Genomic DNA, 15,338 nt, shown 5'->3' with positions numbered 1-15,338 from the left:
GAGCGAGCTTGCTCGCGATAAACCTGAGAGCACAGCAGGGTGTCAACCTGGCAGTGTTATCCTTGACGACCATCGCGAGCAAGCTCGCTCCTACAGAATTGCGCTAATTCCTGTGCATCCCCAGCTTGTCAGTTCGCCCCTCGAACGCCACACTAGCGGTCATGAAAAACGTCAGCCCCAGCTACCTCAAGCATCAATTCCTGATCGCCATGCCGCACATGGCCGACCCGAACTTTGCGCACACCTTGACCTACATCGTCGAGCACACGGCCAATGGCGCCATGGGGCTGGTGGTCAACCGTCCGCAAGATCTGAACCTGGCCGATATCCTTGAGCAATTGCGCCCGGAAATCGAACCTCCAGCGCTCTGCCAGCATGTACCGATCTTCATCGGTGGCCCGGTGCAGACCGATCGCGGTTTCGTCCTTCACCCCAAGGGTCAGAGCTTCCAGGCGACCGTTGATCTGGAAGACGAGTTGGCCCTGTCGACCTCCCAGGACGTGCTGTTCGCCATCGCTGACGGCGTCGGCCCGGCAAAAAGCCTGATCGCCCTCGGCTACGCCGGTTGGGAAGCCGGGCAACTGGAGGCCGAACTGGCGCAGAACGCCTGGCTGAACTGCCCGTTCGACGCGGACATCCTGTTCAACACCAGCAGCGAACTGCGTCTGGAGGCGGCCGCCAAACACCTGGGCGTCAACCTCAGCCTGCTGACCAGCCAGGCGGGGCACGCCTGATGGCCCTGAAGCTGATTCTGGGTTTTGACTACGGCACCAAACAGATCGGCGTTGCGGTCGGCCAGGTGATTACCGGCCAGGCCCGCGAGCTGTGCACCCTGAAGGCGCAGAACGGCATTCCTGACTGGAACCAGGTCGAAGCCCTCATCAAAGAGTGGAAACCCGATGCCGTGGTGGTCGGCCTGCCGTTGAACATGGACGGTACGCCCAGCGACATGTGCGCCCGCGCGGAAAAGTTCGCCCGGCGCCTGAACGGCCGCTTCAACCTGCCCTTCTATACCCACGATGAACGTCTGACCACCTTCGAGGCCAAGGGCGAACGCCTGGCTCGTGGCGGCCAGAAAGGCAGTTACCGCGACAATCCGGTCGATGCCATCGCCGCCGCCCTGCTGCTGCAAGGCTGGCTCGACGAAAACACCGCACTGTTTGAATCCTGAAGAGCCGCTGTGCGTCTCTCTTAGCTACAACCCGAGCCACTTCCCGCACAGGCTGGCTCGGGCCCAAGAAGGAGCAACCATGAGCCTGCCCAATCCCGCCGAACTGATCAGCCAGATGGCGACCCGACTTGACGCCTATCTGGCCAAACGAGGCATCAGCGACCCGCGTTTCATCGGCATCCGCACCGGCGGCGTCTGGGTGGCCCAGGCTCTGCTCAAGGAGCTGGGCAGCAATGACCCCCTCGGCACCCTGGACGTGTCCTTCTACCGCGACGATTTCAGCCAGAACGGCCTGCACCCGCAGGTTCGCCCTTCGGCGTTGCCGTTCGAGATCGAAGGCCAGCATCTGGTGCTGATCGACGACGTGCTGATGAGCGGCCGGACCATCCGCGCCGCCATGAACGAACTTTTCGACTACGGCCGCCCGGCCAGCGTAACGCTGGTGTGCCTGCTGGACCTGGACGCCGGCGAACTGCCGATCCGCCCGAACGTGGTTGGCGCGACCCTGTCGCTGGCGGCCCACGAACGGGTGAAGCTGTCCGGTCCCGAGCTCGCGCTCGAACTGCAAGACCTCGCCCTTTAATTCGCCCTATTGAGAGTCCCCCTTGCGATGACGCCTCTAGAAACCAAGCGCCCGCTGCAGCTCAATGATCAGGGCCAGCTGCGCCACTTCCTCTCGCTCGACGGTTTGCGCCGCGAACTGTTGACGGAAATCCTCGACACTGCCGACTCCTTCCTTGAAGTCGGCGCCCGGGCCGTGAAGAAAGTCCCGCTGCTGCGCGGCAAGACCGTGTGCAACGTGTTCTTCGAGAACTCCACCCGTACCCGCACCACCTTCGAACTGGCGGCCCAGCGCCTCTCGGCGGACGTGATCACCCTCAACGTGTCGACATCGTCGGCAAGCAAGGGGGAAACCCTGCTCGACACCCTGCGCAACCTGGAAGCCATGGCTGCCGACATGTTCGTCGTGCGTCACGGCGATTCGGGTGCCGCGCACTTCATCGCCGAACATGTTTGCCCACAAGTGGCGATCATCAACGGCGGTGACGGCCGGCACGCTCACCCGACCCAGGGCATGCTCGACATGCTCACCATCCGCCGACACAAGGGCGGGTTCGAAAACCTTTCGGTGGCCATCGTCGGCGACATCCTGCACTCGCGGGTTGCGCGCTCGAACATGCTGGCCCTGAAAACCCTGGGTTGCCCGGATATTCGCGTGATTGCGCCGAAAACCCTGCTGCCGATCGGCATCGAGCAATACGGCGTGAAGGTCTACACCGACATGACCGAAGGCCTGAAGGACGTTGACGTGGTGATCATGTTGCGTCTGCAGCGTGAACGCATGACCGGCGGCCTGTTGCCGAGCGAAGGCGAGTTCTACCGCCTGTTCGGCCTGACCACCGCGCGCCTGGCCGGCGCCAAACCCGATGCCATCGTGATGCACCCGGGGCCGATCAACCGTGGCGTGGAAATCGAGTCAGCAGTGGCCGACGGCCCGCACTCGGTGATCCTCAACCAGGTGACCTACGGGATCGCCATTCGTATGGCGGTACTGTCCATGGCCATGAGCGGGCAGACTGCGCAACGCCAATTTGAGCAAGGCCAATTCGAGCAGGAGAAAGCCCAGTGAAGCTCAGCATTCTCGGCGCCCGCGTGATCGATCCGGCCAGCGGCCTGGATCAAGTGACCGATATCCACATTGAAGCCTGCAAAGTCGTCGCCCTTGGCGCGGCGCCAGCCGGTTTTGTCGCCGTCGACACGATTGACGCCAAAGGCCTGGTGGCCGCTCCCGGCCTGGTCGACCTCAACGTTGCCCTGCGCGAGCCGGGCTACAGCCGCAAAGGCTCGATTGTCAGCGAAACCCGCGCGGCGGCGGCTGGCGGCGTGACCAGCCTGTGCTGCCCGCCAAAGACCAAACCGGTGCTGGACACCTCGGCGGTGGCCGAACTGATCCTCGACCGTGCCCGCGAGGCCGGCAACACCAAAGTCTTCCCGATCGGCGCCCTGAGCAAAGGCCTGGACGGTGAACAACTGGCAGAGCTCGTAGCATTGCGCGATGCCGGTTGCGTGGCCTTCGGCAACGGCCTGGAGAGTTTCCGCAACACCCGCACCCTGTGCCGCGCGCTGGACTACGCAGCGACTTTCGACCTGACGGTGATTTTCAACTCCCAGGATTACGACCTGGCCGAGGGCGGCCTGGCTCACGAAGGCCCGACCGCCAGCTTCCTTGGCCTGCCGGGCATCCCGGAAAGCGCTGAAACCGTCGCCCTGGCCCGGGATCTGCTGCTGGTTGAACAGACCGGCGTGCGCGCGCACTTCAGCCAGCTCACCAGCGCACGCGGCGTAGAGCTGATCGCCCAGGCCCAGGCCCGGGGCCTGAAGGTGACAGCGGATGTCGCCCTGTACCAGCTGATCCTGACCGACGAAGCCCTGATCGACTTCAGCAGCCTGTATCACGTCCAGCCACCGCTACGCACCCGCGCCGACCGCGACGGCCTGCGCGCAGCGGTGAAGTCGGGCGTGATCTCGGCCATCTCCAGTCATCACCAACCCCATGAGCGTGACGCCAAACTGGCACCGTTCGGCGCGACCGAGCCGGGCATCAGCAGCGTTGAACTGCTATTGCCACTGGCAATGACCCTGGTCGAAGACGGCTTGCTGGACCTGCCGACACTGATCAACCGCCTGAGCGCCGGCCCTGCAGAGGCCCTGCGCCTGCCGGCAGGCAAACTGGCGGTAGGTGGCGCGGCGGACATCGTGCTGTTCGACCCTGCGGCCTCGACCGTGGCCGGTGAAACATGGCTGTCCAAGGGCGAAAACTGCCCGTTCATTGGCCACAGCCTGCCGGGTGTGGTGCGTTACACCCTGGTGGATGGACGGATCAGCCACCAGGCTTAAGACCGCGTCGCCTGCATTCGCGAGCAAGCCCGCTCCCACATTGGTTCTGCGATGAACACAGTATTTGTGTACACCGAAGATCAAATGTGGGAGCGGGCTTGCTCGCGAAGACGATTTAGAAGGCGCCTCTATTCTGAGCATTACGCACAGAAACCTGGTCGTTCAACGTCCAGAAGTCATACAGCACCCCGAGAAAGAACAACCCGCCCGTCAGCAGGTACAGCAACCCGCTGATCCATTTCCCCTGATACATCCGGTGCACGCCGAACACCCCGAGAAACGTCAGCAGGATCCACGCCACGTTGTATTCGACGGGGCCTGCGGTGAACCGCAGGTCCGCTTCACGGTCCATGGACGGGATCAGGAAAAGGTCGATCAGCCAACCGATCCCCAGCAAGCCGAAGGTGAAGAACCAGATCGTCCCGGTCACCGGCCTGCCGTAATAGAAGCGGTGAGCCCCGGTAAAACCGAAAATCCACAGCAGGTAACCGATCACTTTGCTGTGGGTGTCTTGCTGCTGGACAGCCTGTTGATAGGGGTTCATGAATGACCTCGATTCACACGATAGATAAATATTCTTTAATTCTTTGTGACTTTTTTACAGGCACCCGACGTATGGCAAGTGCTACCTTCACTCCCGTCAAAGCCTTGTAACACCGGACTCCTGTCCGACAATTGCACCATTTTGCCGCTTTTTTGCCACCATTGCCCCCCGAATTGAATCGACCAACGGCCTCGGAAGCGGCAAAAAAGCTGTTATAAAGTTGCGCGCTAACCTATTAAGAGCCTTGCCTAATGCGTTCATTTTTCAAGACATGGCTAACCATTTGCCTTTTGATGCCACTGGCCGCCCACGCCACCAATCGTGAGCAACGTCTTCCAAACGTTAATGGTTACACCCCAAAATCCCATGCCTCTGCTCCTTCGAGCAAAGACAAGAAATCCGCTAAATATGCTCCAAGCCTGGCCAGCAGCAAAAGCGGCCTGGTTCCACCGATGGGCACCAAGGAAAGCAGCGACGTGCTTAGCCGCGCGGTGAACGTCCTCGGCACTCCCTATCGTTGGGGCGGCAGCAGCCCAAGCAAAGGCTTCGATTGCAGCGGCCTGGTGAAATACGCGTTCAACGACGCCACGTTCGACCTGCCACGCACCTCCAACGCCATGGCCAGCGGTCATGGGGAGAAAGTCGATCGCAACGACCTGAAGCCGGGCGACCTGATTTTTTTCAACATCAAGAGCCGTCGGGTCAATCACGTTGCCATTTACCTGGGTAACGACCGCTTCATCCACGCACCGCGTCGTGGCAAGTCGGTGTCCATCGACACTTTGAAGAAACCGTACTGGGAAAACCACTACGTGGTTGCCAAGCGGGTCCTGCCGAAAGAACAGAATGCGTTGCGGGTTGTTCAGCGCTGATTTCATCACCCTGAATCTGCATCGAACATGATGGCCCCTTCGCGAGCAAGCCCGCTCCCACTTTGGAATGCACTCCCCTGTGGGAGCGGGCTTGCTCGCGAAGAGGCCCTTGAAAGCACCTCAAATCCTCCTCAAAAATTATCCGGCGACCGCGCCTTCTCCCGCGCATGGTCACGACTGACCAACCCCTTGGTCACCAGATCCTTCAAGCTCATATCCAGCGTCTGCATCCCCAACGACCCTCCCGACTGAATCGCCGAGTACATCTGCGCCACCTTGTCCTCGCGGATCAGGTTCCGGATCGCCGATGTTCCCAGCATGATCTCGTGGGCCGCGACGCGTCCGCCGCCGATTTTCTTCACCAGGGTCTGGGACACCACCGCCAGCAGCGACTCGGAGAGCATCGAGCGCACCATCGACTTCTCGTCCCCCGGAAACACATCGACCACCCGGTCGATGGTTTTCGCCGCCGATGTGGTGTGCAGCGTGCCGAACACCAGATGGCCGGTTTCGGCCGCGGTCAACGCCAGGCGAATGGTTTCCAGGTCGCGCATCTCCCCCACCAGGATCACATCCGGGTCTTCCCGCAGTGCCGAACGCAAGGCGGTGGCGAAACTACGGGTATCACGATGGACTTCACGCTGATTGATCAGGCATTTGCGCGACTCGTGAACGAACTCGATGGGGTCTTCGATGGTGAGGATATGGTGATGGCGATGGGTATTGAGGTAATCGATCATCGCCGCCAGCGTAGTGGACTTGCCGGAACCGGTCGGGCCGGTTACCAGCACCAGGCCACGGGGAGCGTCGGTCATCTTGCGGAACACGTCGCCCATGCCCAGCTCATCCATGCTCTGCACTTTCGCCGGAATGGTGCGAAACACCGCGCCCGCGCCACGGTTCTGGTTGAACACATTGACCCGAAAACGCGCCACGCCGGGTACTTCAAAGGAAAAGTCGGCTTCCAGATGCTTTTCGAAGTCCACCCGCTGGGCGTCATTCATGATGGCATGGATCAGAGTCTGCACCTGTTGGTGATCCAGGGCCGGCAAATTGATGCGTCGCACATCACCGTCGACGCGAATCATCGGCGGCAGGCCGGCGGACAAGTGCAGATCGGATGCCCCCTGTTTGGCGCTGAATGCCAGCAGCTCAGTGATATCCATAGCGCCTCTCAATTCCAGTAGAATGCCGCGAACCTTCAGACCGCTGGCGCCTCTTGATGTCCACCATAGCAGACAACATTCTTCAGGTTAGTTCGCGCATACATGCTGCAACACTTGCCGCGAACCGCGCCGAAAACAGCGTCCAGTTGCTGGCTGTGAGCAAGACCAAACCCGCTCAAGACCTGCGTGAAGCCTACGCCGCCGGCCTGCGCGACTTTGGCGAGAACTACCTTCAGGAAGCGTTGGGCAAGCAACTCGAACTGGCCGACCTGCCCTTGATCTGGCACTTCATCGGCCCCATTCAATCGAACAAGACTCGCGCTATCGCCGAGCACTTCGACTGGGTGCATTCCGTGGATCGCCTGAAAATCGCACAACGGCTGTCCGAACAACGTCCCGCCGATTTGCCGCCTTTGAACATCTGCATTCAGGTCAATGTCAGCGGCGAGGCCAGCAAGTCCGGCTGCACCCCGGCCGATCTGCCGGCCCTGGCCAACGCCATCTGCGCCCTGCCGCGCCTGAAACTGCGCGGGTTGATGGCAATCCCCGAGCCGACGGAAGATCGCGCCAGCCAGGATGCCGCTTTCGCTACCGTGCAAAGCCTGCAAGCCAGCCTGAACCTGCCGCTCGACACACTTTCCATGGGCATGAGCCACGATCTCGAATCGGCCATCGCCCAAGGCGCCACTTGGGTGCGGATCGGTACCGCCCTGTTTGGCGCCCGCGACTACGGCCAGCCTTGAAAAATGGCTGACTCTTCTCTTTATAAGGACCTGACATGAGCAAGACACGTATTGCCTTTATCGGTGCCGGCAACATGGCCGCCAGTCTGATCGGCGGCCTGCGGGCCAAGGGTCTGGAAGCAGCACAGATCCGCGCCAGCGATCCGGGCGAAGAAACCCGTGCCCGCGTGAGCGCTGAACACGGCATAGAAACCTTTGCCGACAACGCCCAGGCCATCGACGGTGCCGACGTGGTCGTGCTGGCGGTCAAACCCCAGGCGATGAAAGCCGTGTGCGAAGCCATTCGCCCAAGCCTCAAGCCCCATCAACTGGTGGTTTCGATTGCCGCTGGCATCACCTGCGCCAGCATGAACAACTGGCTCGGCGCCCAGCCGATCGTGCGCTGCATGCCCAACACCCCGGCGCTGGTGCGTCAGGGCGCGAGCGGTCTATTCGCAACGGCCGAAGTGTCAGCCGAACAGCGTCAGCAAGCCCAGGAACTGCTGTCCGCGGTCGGTATCGCCCTATGGCTGAATGACGAGCAGCAATTGGATGCCGTCACCGCCGTTTCCGGCTCGGGCCCGGCGTATTTCTTCCTGCTGATCGAAGCCATGACCGCCGCCGGCGTGAAACTCGGCCTGCCGGCGGACATCGCTGCGCAACTGACCCTGCAAACCGCCCTGGGCGCCGCACATATGGCGGTCTCCAGCGACGTCGACGCGGCCGAGTTACGCCGCCGTGTCACCTCGCCTGCCGGCACCACGGAAGCTGCAATCAAGTCGTTCCAGGCCAATGGCTTTGAAGCCTTGGTCGAAAAAGCACTCGGCGCTGCCGCGCATCGCTCGGCCGAGATGGCCGAACAACTGGGTCAATAAGGAGCTTTTCATGATTGGATTGAATACTGCAGCGGTCTACGTGCTGCAAACCCTCGGCAGCCTGTACCTGCTGATCGTGCTGATGCGTTTCGTACTGCAACTGGTGCGGGCGAACTTCTACAACCCGATTTGCCAGTTCATCGTGAAGGCCACCCAGCCGCTGCTCAAGCCGCTGCGCCGGATCATCCCGAGCGTATTCGGCCTGGACATGTCCTCGCTGGTGCTGGCGATCCTGGTGCAACTGGCGCTGATGGCCCTGACCCTGCTGCTGACCTACGGCACCATCGGCAACCCGCTGCAATTGCTGATCTGGTCGATCATTGGCGTGACCGCGCTGTTCATGAAGATTTTCTTCTTCGCCCTGATCATCAGCGTGATCCTGTCCTGGGTCGCCCCGGGCAGCCATAACCCGGGCGCCGAACTGGTGAACGACGTCTGCGAACCGGCCCTGGCGCCGTTCCGCAAGTTCCTGCCGAGCCTGGGCGGCCTGGATCTGTCGCCGATCTTTGCGTTCCTGGCACTCAAGCTGATCGACATGCTGGTGATCAACAACCTCGCCGCCATGACCATGATGCCGCAAATCCTCCGCGTGTTGATCTGACCCGGTGAGCTGGTTTCGCTGGGACGGTGACGACCTGATTCTGGAGTGTCACCTGCAACCGGCAGCCCGCAGTGATGACTTCTGCGGGCTGCACGGCGATCGCCTGAAGATCCGCCTGACCGCGCCGCCGGTCGAGGGCAAGGCCAACGCGCATCTGATGGCGTTTCTGGCCAAGGCCTTTGGCGTGTCCAAGAGCCAGGTCAGCCTGATCAGTGGCGAGTTGAACCGGCAGAAACGGGTGCGAATCTGCTCGCCGAAGAAGTTGCCGGACTTGCCTGATCTGGTGCGTCCGGCAGGCTGACCGCGTCATCGTTCATCGCGAGCAAGCTCGCTCCCACATGGACCGCATCAATCCTGTGGGAGCGAGCCTGCTCGCGAATGGCGCACTTCGATCTTATTGAATGAAATCAGGCCCGGCCTTTGCTTGCCGCTAACCCCAGCGGTCTTTAGACTTACGCCTCATTTCAATGAGAGCAGGGTCGATGCCAGCTGCCTTTCCCCCCGATTCTGTTGGTCTGGTGACGCCGCAAGTGGCGCACTTCAGCGAACCCCTGGCGTTGGCCTGCGGTCGCTCGCTCCCGGCCTATGACCTGATCTACGAAACCTACGGCACGCTCAACGCCACGGCGAGCAACGCCGTGCTGATCTGCCACGCCCTGTCCGGCCATCACCACGCCGCCGGCTACCACAGCGCCGACGACCGCAAACCCGGTTGGTGGGACAGCTGCATCGGTCCCGGCAAGCCGATCGACACCAGCAAGTTCTTCGTGGTCAGCCTGAACAACCTCGGCGGCTGCAACGGCTCCACTGGCCCGAGCAGTATCAACCCGGACACCGGCAAGCCGTTCGGCGCCGACTTTCCGGTATTGACCGTGGAAGACTGGGTGCACAGCCAGGCGCGCCTGGCAGATCGTCTCGGCATCGCCCAGTTCGCGGCCGTGATCGGCGGCAGCCTCGGCGGCATGCAGGCGATGCAATGGAGCATCACTTACCCTGACCGCATCCGTCACTGCCTGGCCATCGCCTCGGCACCCAAGCTGTCGGCGCAGAACATCGCGTTCAACGAAGTGGCGCGCCAGGCGATCCTCACCGACCCGGAATTCCACGGCGGTTCATTCCAGGAACACAACGTGATCCCCAAGCGCGGCCTGATGCTGGCGCGGATGGTCGGGCACATCACCTACCTGTCCGACGACTCCATGGGCGAGAAATTCGGCCGCGGGCTCAAGAGCGAGAAGCTCAACTACGACTTCCACAGCGTCGAGTTCCAGGTGGAAAGCTACCTGCGCTATCAGGGCGAGGAGTTCTCCGGGCGCTTTGATGCCAACACCTACCTGTTGATGACCAAAGCGCTCGACTACTTCGATCCGGCGGCGAACTTCGACGATAACCTGGCGAAAACCTTTGAAGGCGCCAAGGCCAAGTTCTGCGTGATGTCGTTCACCACCGACTGGCGCTTCTCCCCTGCCCGCTCGCGGGAACTGGTGGACGCGCTGATGGCCGCGCGCAAGGACGTCTGCTACCTCGAGATCGACGCTCCGCAAGGCCACGACGCCTTCCTGATTCCGATCCCGCGCTACCTGCAGGCATTCGGCAATTACATGAACCGCATTACGTTGTGAGAAAGCCATGAGAGCTGATCTGGAAATCATCCAGGAATGGATCCCCGCCGGCAGCCGCGTGCTCGACCTCGGGTGCGGCGATGGCGAACTGCTGACCTGGCTGCGCGATAACAAGCAAGTCACCGGTTATGGCCTGGAAAACGACGCCGACAATATCGCCGAGTGCGTGGCCAAGGGCATCAACGTCATCGAACAGGACCTGGACAAGGGCCTGGGCAACTTTGCCAGCAACAGTTTCGATGTCGTGGTCATGACCCAGGCGCTGCAAGCGGTGCATTACCCGGACAGGATCCTCGAGGAAATGCTGCGCGTCGGTCGCCAGTGCATCATCACCTTCCCCAACTTCGGCCACTGGCGGTGCCGCTGGTACCTGGCGAGCAAGGGCCGCATGCCGGTTTCCGAGTTCCTGCCGTACACCTGGTACAACACGCCGAACATTCACTTCTGCACCTTCGCCGACTTTGAAGCCTTGTGTCGCGAACGTGAAGCGAAGGTCATTGATCGGCTGGCCGTGGATCAACAGCATCGGCACGGGTGGGCCAGCAAGCTATGGCCTAATCTGTTAGGTGAGATCGGTATCTACCGCGTCAGCAGTCCGGGACTTTCCGACCACAAGGTCGCGGTCTGATCCACCCTACTTCAAGGAGAACGATCATGGGTCGTCTAGCGTTGTTTCTACTCACTGCCTGCCTGAGCGTCACCGCCATGGCCGCCGACGCCATCAAGAGCGAACGCAAGGAAACCTTCGGTGACGTGACGGTGCACTACAACACCTTCAACTCCACCTACCTGCTACCGGACGTTGCCAAGGCTGCCCAGTTGACCCGCAGCAAGGATCAGGGCGTGATCAACATTTCGGTGATCAAGGCCGGCACGCCGATGGCGGCCGACGTCAGCGGCACCGTCAAAGACCTGACCAGCCAAAGCTACACACTGAACTTCAAGCAGGTCACCGAGCAAGGAGCGATTTACTACATCGCCCAATACCCGGTACCGCAGCAGGAAATCCGCACCTTCAACATCAAGGTGCAGACCGGCGACAAGATCAACACCATCAATTTCAACCAAGAGCTCTTCCCTGGCCAATGATCAACTTCACGCAACTCGTACTGGCCAGCCATAACGCCGGCAAACTCAAGGAACTCCAGGCCATGCTCGGCGAGTCGGTGCATCTGCGCTCGATCGGCGAGTTCAGCAGCGTCGAGCCCGAAGAGACTGGTTTGTCGTTCGTCGAGAACGCCATCCTCAAGGCCCGCAATGCCGCGCGCATTTCCGGCCTGCCGGCGCTGGCCGACGATTCCGGGCTGGCGGTGGATTTCCTTGGCGGCGCGCCCGGTATCTACTCGGCGCGTTATGCCGATGGCAAGGGCGATGCGGCGAACAACGCCAAGCTGCTCGACGTGTTGAAAGACGTGCCTGAAGCCGAACGTGGCGCGCAGTTCGTCTGCGTGCTGGCACTGGTGCGCCACGCCGATGATCCGTTGCCGATCCTCTGCGAAGGTTTGTGGCACGGGCGAATCCTGACCCAGGCCAGCGGCGAACACGGTTTTGGCTACGACCCGCTGTTCTGGGTGCCGGAGCGCGATTGCTCCAGCGCCGAACTGAGCCCAGGCGACAAGAACCAGATCAGCCACCGCGCCCGTGCAATGGATCTGCTGCGCCAGCGTCTGGGCTTGAAATGACCCGTGAATCATCCGCGTCGCCGCTGATCTTCGGCGGCGATGCTCTATCGCCTCGGGCGGCCCTGCCTGTGCTGCCGCCGCTGGCGCTGTATATCCACATCCCGTGGTGCGTGCGCAAATGCCCTTATTGCGACTTCAACTCCCACACCGCCAGCCCCGTGCTGCCGGAAGAAGAGTACGTCGACGCATTGCTGGCCGATCTCGATCAGGACCTGCACGCCGTTTATGGTCGTGAGCTGAGCTCGATTTTCTTTGGTGGCGGCACGCCAAGCCTGTTCAGCGCTGATTCGCTGGGTCGTTTGCTCAAAGGCGTCGAACAGCGCATTCCGTTTGCCAGCGACATCGAAATCACCCTGGAAGCCAATCCGGGGACGTTCGAGCAAGACAAGTTCGTGGCGTACCGGAAACTGGGGATCAATCGCCTGTCGATCGGTATTCAGAGCTTTCAGCAAGAAAAGCTCGAGGCCCTGGGACGGATTCATAACGGTGACGAAGCCGTACGCGCCGCCGGTATGGCGCGGCAGGCCGGGTTCGACAACTTCAACCTGGACTTGATGCATGGCTTGCCGAATCAGTCCCTGGACGATGCCTTGGCGGACCTGCGCACAGCCATCGCCCTGAAACCGACTCACCTGTCGTGGTATCAACTGACCCTGGAACCGAACACAGTATTCTGGAACCAGCCACCGACTCTGCCGGAAGACGACACGCTGTGGGACATTCAGGAGGCCGGGCAAGCACTGCTGGCTGAACATGGTTACGTTCAATACGAAGTTTCGGCCTATGCCCTGCCCGGTCGCCCGGCGCGCCACAACCTCAATTACTGGAGTTTTGGCGACTTCATTGGCATCGGCGCCGGCGCCCATGGCAAGCTCAGCCATCCGGACGGGCGCATCATTCGTACCTGGAAGACCCGCCTGCCCAAGGATTACCTGAATCCGGCGAAAAGCTTTAAGGCCGGCGAGAAAGCGCTGACCAATGAAGAGATGCCGTTCGAATTCCTGATGAACGCGCTGCGCCTGACTGAAGGCGTCGAATCGCGGCTGTACCCGGAACGTACCGGCATGACGCTGGAAAGCCTCGCTGAAGGCCGCCGTGAAGCCGAACAAAGCGGCCTGTTGCAGGTCGAACCTTCACGTCTGGTAGCCACCGAGCGCGGACAACTCTTCCTCAACGACTTGCTGCAGAAATTTCTGACATAAGGAAATCGAATGGATTTGGTACTCGACCTGCTTGCCACTGTGTCTCGCTGGAGCCGCAGCAACCTCTCGGAAATCGCCCTGGCCCTGGTGGGCTGCCTGCTGGTGCTGTTTGGTGCGGATTTCAAAGGCTGGGTCGAGCAACGCCTGGGCAGCATCGCCGGCGCCTTGCGCGTGCCGCTGATGTCTCTGCTGTGCATGATCGGCAGCGGCGCGGCGCTGATCTATGCCACACCGTGGGTCGTGCGCGGCTTGAGCCAGTTCAACAACTACAGCCTGGCGCCGGTGTTGCTGGTGGTGCTGGTGTTGATTGGCGTGGTCGCTGACCGCCGCTGATCTCAGCCACACCCTAAAACAACTGTGGGAGCGAGCTTGCTCGCGATGAGGCCATAACATCCAACATCTCTGTTGACTGCCAGGCCGCCATCGCGAGCAAGCTCGCTCCCACAGGTTTTACGCCAGCTTCTCGAACTTCAAATCCCACACCCCATGCCCAAGACGCTCGCCACGGCGTTCGAACTTGGTGATCGGGCGCTCGGCCGGGCGTGGTACGCACTTGCCGTCTTCGGCAAGGTTGCGGTAACCCGGCGCGACGTTCATCACTTCCAGCATGTATTCGGCGTACGGTTCCCAGTCAGTGGCCATGTGCAGAATGCCCCCAACCTTCAACTTGCTGCGCACCAACTCAGCGAAGGACGCCTGAACGATACGACGCTTGTGGTGACGGCTCTTGTGCCACGGGTCCGGGAAAAACAGCATCAGGCGATCGAGGCTGTTATCGGCCACGCAGCGGTTGAGCACTTCGATCGCATCGCAATCGTAGACCCGCAGGTTGGTCAGGCCTTGTGTCAGCACGCCGTTGAGCAGCGCACCGACACCCGGACGGTGAACCTCAACGCCAATGAAATCCTGATCCGGCGCAGCCGCTGCCATTTCCAGCAGCGAATGGCCCATGCCGAAACCGATTTCCAGCGAGCGCGGTGCCGAGCGACCGAACACCTGGTCGAAATCCACCGGCGCATCGGCCAGCGGTAGCACGAACAGCGGAGTGCCCTGCTCCAGGCCCTTTTGCTGGCCTTCGGTCATGCGCCCGGCGCGCATCACGAAACTCTTGATGCGGCGGTGTTGGCGCTCGTCGCCTTCTTCCGTCTGGATAGGCGTGTCGTTCGATTCAGTCATCAATGGCTCTTACTTGATCAGACCATCCAGCGGCGAAGAGGCGCTGGCATAGAGTTTTTTCGGCATGCGGCCGGCGAGGTAGGCCAGGCGGCCTGCGACGATCGCATGTTTCATGGCTTCAGCCATCATGACCGGCTGCTGGGCGTGGGCAATGGCCGAGTTCATCAGCACGGCATCACAACCCAGCTCCATGGCGATAGTGGCGTCGGAAGCAGTACCGACACCTGCATCCACCAGCACCGGGATCTTGGCTTCTTCGAGGATGATCTGCAGGTTATATGGATTGCAGATCCCCAGACCGGAGCCGATCAGACCGGCCAGCGGCATCACCGCGATGCAGCCGATTTCCGCCAATTGACGGGCGATGATCGGGTCGTCACTGGTGTAAACCATCACGTCGAAGCCTTCCTTTACCAGCGTTTCGGCGGCCTTGAGGGTTTCGATCACGTTGGGGAACAGGGTTTTCTGATCCGCCAGCACTTCCAGCTTGACCAGGTTGTGGCCATCGAGCAGCTCACGAGCCAGGCGGCAGGTGCGTACGGCCTCGATAGCGTCATAGCAACCGGCGGTGTTCGGCAGGAAGGTGTAGCGATCCGGCGACAGCACTTCGAGCAGGTTCGGCTCGCCCTCGATCTGGCCAAGGTTGGTGCGGCGCACGGCGAAAGTGACGATCTCGGCACCCGAGGCTTCGATGGCCAGGCGGGTTTCTTCCATGTCACGGTACTTGCCGGTACCGACCAGCAAACGCGACTGGTAAGTACGACCGGCCAGGACGAAAGGCTTGTCGCTGCGAACGATGCTCATGGG

20 protein-coding genes are annotated in these 15,338 nt (G+C 61.2%); 16 read left to right on the top strand and 4 right to left on the bottom strand.

Features of this window, described 5'->3' with window-relative positions; all coding sequences use genetic code 11:
- Positions 1-161: 161 nt before the first annotated feature.
- From ABIE16_RS19970 to ABIE16_RS19950, 5 genes are all read left to right on the top strand, one after another.
- Complete coding sequence (locus tag ABIE16_RS19970) at positions 162-734, top strand: YqgE/AlgH family protein (protein WP_057712922.1); 573 nt, start codon at positions 162-164, stop codon at positions 732-734.
- A complete protein-coding gene (gene ruvX, locus ABIE16_RS19965; RefSeq protein ID WP_056726497.1) occupies positions 734-1,171 on the top strand; it encodes a Holliday junction resolvase RuvX in 438 nt (145 codons plus the stop codon). The genes ABIE16_RS19970 and ruvX overlap by 1 nt, the downstream gene beginning before the upstream one ends.
- 79 nt (positions 1,172-1,250) lie before the next feature.
- A complete protein-coding gene (gene pyrR / locus ABIE16_RS19960) occupies positions 1,251-1,754 on the top strand; it encodes a bifunctional pyr operon transcriptional regulator/uracil phosphoribosyltransferase PyrR (protein WP_057712921.1) in 504 nt (167 codons plus the stop codon).
- 27 nt (positions 1,755-1,781) lie between these two features.
- Complete coding sequence (locus tag ABIE16_RS19955; protein ID WP_046039254.1) at positions 1,782-2,801, top strand: aspartate carbamoyltransferase catalytic subunit; 1,020 nt, start codon at positions 1,782-1,784, stop codon at positions 2,799-2,801.
- A complete protein-coding gene (locus tag ABIE16_RS19950; RefSeq protein WP_218494698.1) occupies positions 2,798-4,069 on the top strand; it encodes a dihydroorotase in 1,272 nt (423 codons plus the stop codon). Before ABIE16_RS19955 ends, ABIE16_RS19950 begins: the two co-directional genes overlap by 4 nt.
- Before the next feature lie 115 nt (positions 4,070-4,184).
- Here ABIE16_RS19950 and ABIE16_RS19945 read toward each other — a convergent pair whose 3' ends face one another.
- Complete coding sequence (locus ABIE16_RS19945; RefSeq protein ID WP_057712919.1) at positions 4,185-4,613, bottom strand: NINE protein; 429 nt, start codon at positions 4,611-4,613, stop codon at positions 4,185-4,187.
- Between the two features lie 251 nt (positions 4,614-4,864).
- Here ABIE16_RS19945 and ABIE16_RS19940 point away from each other — a divergent pair, with 251 nt between their 5' ends.
- The gene (locus ABIE16_RS19940) at positions 4,865-5,485 is read left to right on the top strand and encodes a C40 family peptidase (RefSeq protein WP_057712918.1); all 621 of its coding nucleotides are present in this window, start codon (positions 4,865-4,867) and stop codon (positions 5,483-5,485) included.
- A 131-nt stretch (positions 5,486-5,616) separates the two neighbouring features.
- On the opposite strand, the gene ABIE16_RS19935 is transcribed toward ABIE16_RS19940, so the two are convergent.
- On the bottom strand, positions 5,617-6,651 hold the full coding sequence (locus ABIE16_RS19935; protein WP_429521777.1) for a type IV pilus twitching motility protein PilT: 1,035 nt from the start codon (positions 6,649-6,651) through the stop codon (positions 5,617-5,619).
- A gap of 56 nt (positions 6,652-6,707) precedes the next feature.
- On the opposite strand from ABIE16_RS19935, the gene ABIE16_RS19930 reads away from it, so the two are divergent.
- The 10 genes from ABIE16_RS19930 to ABIE16_RS19885 all read left to right on the top strand — a co-directional run bounded on the left by ABIE16_RS19930 (position 6,708) and on the right by ABIE16_RS19885 (position 13,688).
- A complete protein-coding gene (locus ABIE16_RS19930; protein WP_429521776.1) occupies positions 6,708-7,394 on the top strand; it encodes a YggS family pyridoxal phosphate-dependent enzyme in 687 nt (228 codons plus the stop codon).
- A gap of 35 nt (positions 7,395-7,429) precedes the next feature.
- Complete coding sequence (gene proC, locus ABIE16_RS19925) at positions 7,430-8,248, top strand: pyrroline-5-carboxylate reductase (protein WP_340312868.1); 819 nt, start codon at positions 7,430-7,432, stop codon at positions 8,246-8,248.
- Positions 8,249-8,258: 10 nt separating this feature from the next.
- Positions 8,259-8,849 carry a YggT family protein gene (locus ABIE16_RS19920; protein WP_057712914.1) on the top strand — a complete coding sequence of 197 codons (591 nt, stop codon included), beginning with the start codon at positions 8,259-8,261 and terminating at the stop codon, positions 8,847-8,849.
- Between the two features lie 4 nt (positions 8,850-8,853).
- Positions 8,854-9,150 carry a DUF167 domain-containing protein gene (locus ABIE16_RS19915; protein WP_090451949.1) on the top strand — a complete coding sequence of 99 codons (297 nt, stop codon included), beginning with the start codon at positions 8,854-8,856 and terminating at the stop codon, positions 9,148-9,150.
- Between the two features lie 181 nt (positions 9,151-9,331).
- Positions 9,332-10,471: a homoserine O-succinyltransferase MetX gene (metX, locus tag ABIE16_RS19910; protein ID WP_008046479.1), complete on the top strand. Its 1,140-nt coding sequence runs from the start codon at positions 9,332-9,334 to the stop codon at positions 10,469-10,471.
- 7 nt (positions 10,472-10,478) lie between these two features.
- Entirely contained in the window at positions 10,479-11,099 is a 621-nt protein-coding gene (gene metW, locus ABIE16_RS19905) for a methionine biosynthesis protein MetW (RefSeq protein WP_056726485.1), read from the top strand.
- Positions 11,100-11,125: 26 nt separating this feature from the next.
- Positions 11,126-11,560, top strand: a complete 435-nt coding sequence (locus tag ABIE16_RS19900; RefSeq protein WP_057712913.1) for a DUF4426 domain-containing protein — start codon at positions 11,126-11,128, stop codon at positions 11,558-11,560.
- The gene (gene rdgB / locus ABIE16_RS19895; protein ID WP_007987823.1) at positions 11,557-12,153 is read left to right on the top strand and encodes an RdgB/HAM1 family non-canonical purine NTP pyrophosphatase; all 597 of its coding nucleotides are present in this window, start codon (positions 11,557-11,559) and stop codon (positions 12,151-12,153) included. The genes ABIE16_RS19900 and rdgB overlap by 4 nt, the downstream gene beginning before the upstream one ends.
- The gene (gene hemW / locus ABIE16_RS19890; protein ID WP_256353203.1) at positions 12,150-13,355 is read left to right on the top strand and encodes a radical SAM family heme chaperone HemW; all 1,206 of its coding nucleotides are present in this window, start codon (positions 12,150-12,152) and stop codon (positions 13,353-13,355) included. Before rdgB ends, hemW begins: the two co-directional genes overlap by 4 nt.
- 9 nt (positions 13,356-13,364) lie before the next feature.
- On the top strand, positions 13,365-13,688 hold the full coding sequence (locus tag ABIE16_RS19885; RefSeq protein ID WP_007987827.1) for a DUF3392 domain-containing protein: 324 nt from the start codon (positions 13,365-13,367) through the stop codon (positions 13,686-13,688).
- A 117-nt stretch (positions 13,689-13,805) separates the two neighbouring features.
- Here the strand turns inward: ABIE16_RS19885 and trmB are convergent, their stop codons facing one another.
- Positions 13,806-14,531, bottom strand: coding sequence for a tRNA (guanosine(46)-N7)-methyltransferase TrmB (gene trmB, locus ABIE16_RS19880; RefSeq protein ID WP_057712910.1), 726 nt, complete (start codon positions 14,529-14,531; stop codon positions 13,806-13,808).
- A 9-nt stretch (positions 14,532-14,540) separates the two neighbouring features.
- Positions 14,541-15,335, bottom strand: a complete 795-nt coding sequence (locus ABIE16_RS19875; protein ID WP_007975390.1) for a thiazole synthase — start codon at positions 15,333-15,335, stop codon at positions 14,541-14,543.
- Positions 15,336-15,338: the final 3 nt, after the last annotated feature.

The sequence above is a fragment of the Pseudomonas sp. 2725 genome (assembly GCF_050434585.1).
GTDB classification, from domain to species: Bacteria; Pseudomonadota; Gammaproteobacteria; order Pseudomonadales; family Pseudomonadaceae; genus Aquipseudomonas; species Aquipseudomonas jessenii.
This window is presented reverse-complemented; position numbering and strand designations above follow the sequence as displayed.

Excerpts from the sequence above, each read along its gene's own strand:
- ABIE16_RS19970 (WP_057712922.1), top strand. The coding sequence starts at position 162 with ATGAAAAACGTCAGCCCCAGCTACCTCAAGCATCAATTCCTGATCGCC.
- ruvX (WP_056726497.1), top strand. The coding sequence starts at position 734 with ATGGCCCTGAAGCTGATTCTGGGTTTTGACTACGGCACCAAACAGATC.
- pyrR (WP_057712921.1), top strand. The coding sequence starts at position 1,251 with ATGAGCCTGCCCAATCCCGCCGAACTGATCAGCCAGATGGCGACCCGA.
- ABIE16_RS19955 (WP_046039254.1), top strand. The coding sequence starts at position 1,782 with ATGACGCCTCTAGAAACCAAGCGCCCGCTGCAGCTCAATGATCAGGGC.
- ABIE16_RS19945 (WP_057712919.1), bottom strand. The coding sequence starts at position 4,613 with ATGAACCCCTATCAACAGGCTGTCCAGCAGCAAGACACCCACAGCAAA.
- ABIE16_RS19940 (WP_057712918.1), top strand. The coding sequence starts at position 4,865 with ATGCGTTCATTTTTCAAGACATGGCTAACCATTTGCCTTTTGATGCCA.
- ABIE16_RS19935 (WP_429521777.1), bottom strand. The coding sequence starts at position 6,651 with ATGGATATCACTGAGCTGCTGGCATTCAGCGCCAAACAGGGGGCATCC.
- ABIE16_RS19930 (WP_429521776.1), top strand. The coding sequence starts at position 6,708 with ATGTCCACCATAGCAGACAACATTCTTCAGGTTAGTTCGCGCATACAT.
- proC (WP_340312868.1), top strand. The coding sequence starts at position 7,430 with ATGAGCAAGACACGTATTGCCTTTATCGGTGCCGGCAACATGGCCGCC.
- ABIE16_RS19920 (WP_057712914.1), top strand. The coding sequence starts at position 8,259 with ATGATTGGATTGAATACTGCAGCGGTCTACGTGCTGCAAACCCTCGGC.
- metX (WP_008046479.1), top strand. The coding sequence starts at position 9,332 with ATGCCAGCTGCCTTTCCCCCCGATTCTGTTGGTCTGGTGACGCCGCAA.
- metW (WP_056726485.1), top strand. The coding sequence starts at position 10,479 with ATGAGAGCTGATCTGGAAATCATCCAGGAATGGATCCCCGCCGGCAGC.
- ABIE16_RS19900 (WP_057712913.1), top strand. The coding sequence starts at position 11,126 with ATGGGTCGTCTAGCGTTGTTTCTACTCACTGCCTGCCTGAGCGTCACC.
- rdgB (WP_007987823.1), top strand. The coding sequence starts at position 11,557 with ATGATCAACTTCACGCAACTCGTACTGGCCAGCCATAACGCCGGCAAA.
- hemW (WP_256353203.1), top strand. The coding sequence starts at position 12,150 with ATGACCCGTGAATCATCCGCGTCGCCGCTGATCTTCGGCGGCGATGCT.
- ABIE16_RS19885 (WP_007987827.1), top strand. The coding sequence starts at position 13,365 with ATGGATTTGGTACTCGACCTGCTTGCCACTGTGTCTCGCTGGAGCCGC.
- trmB (WP_057712910.1), bottom strand. The coding sequence starts at position 14,531 with ATGACTGAATCGAACGACACGCCTATCCAGACGGAAGAAGGCGACGAG.
- ABIE16_RS19875 (WP_007975390.1), bottom strand. The coding sequence starts at position 15,335 with ATGAGCATCGTTCGCAGCGACAAGCCTTTCGTCCTGGCCGGTCGTACT.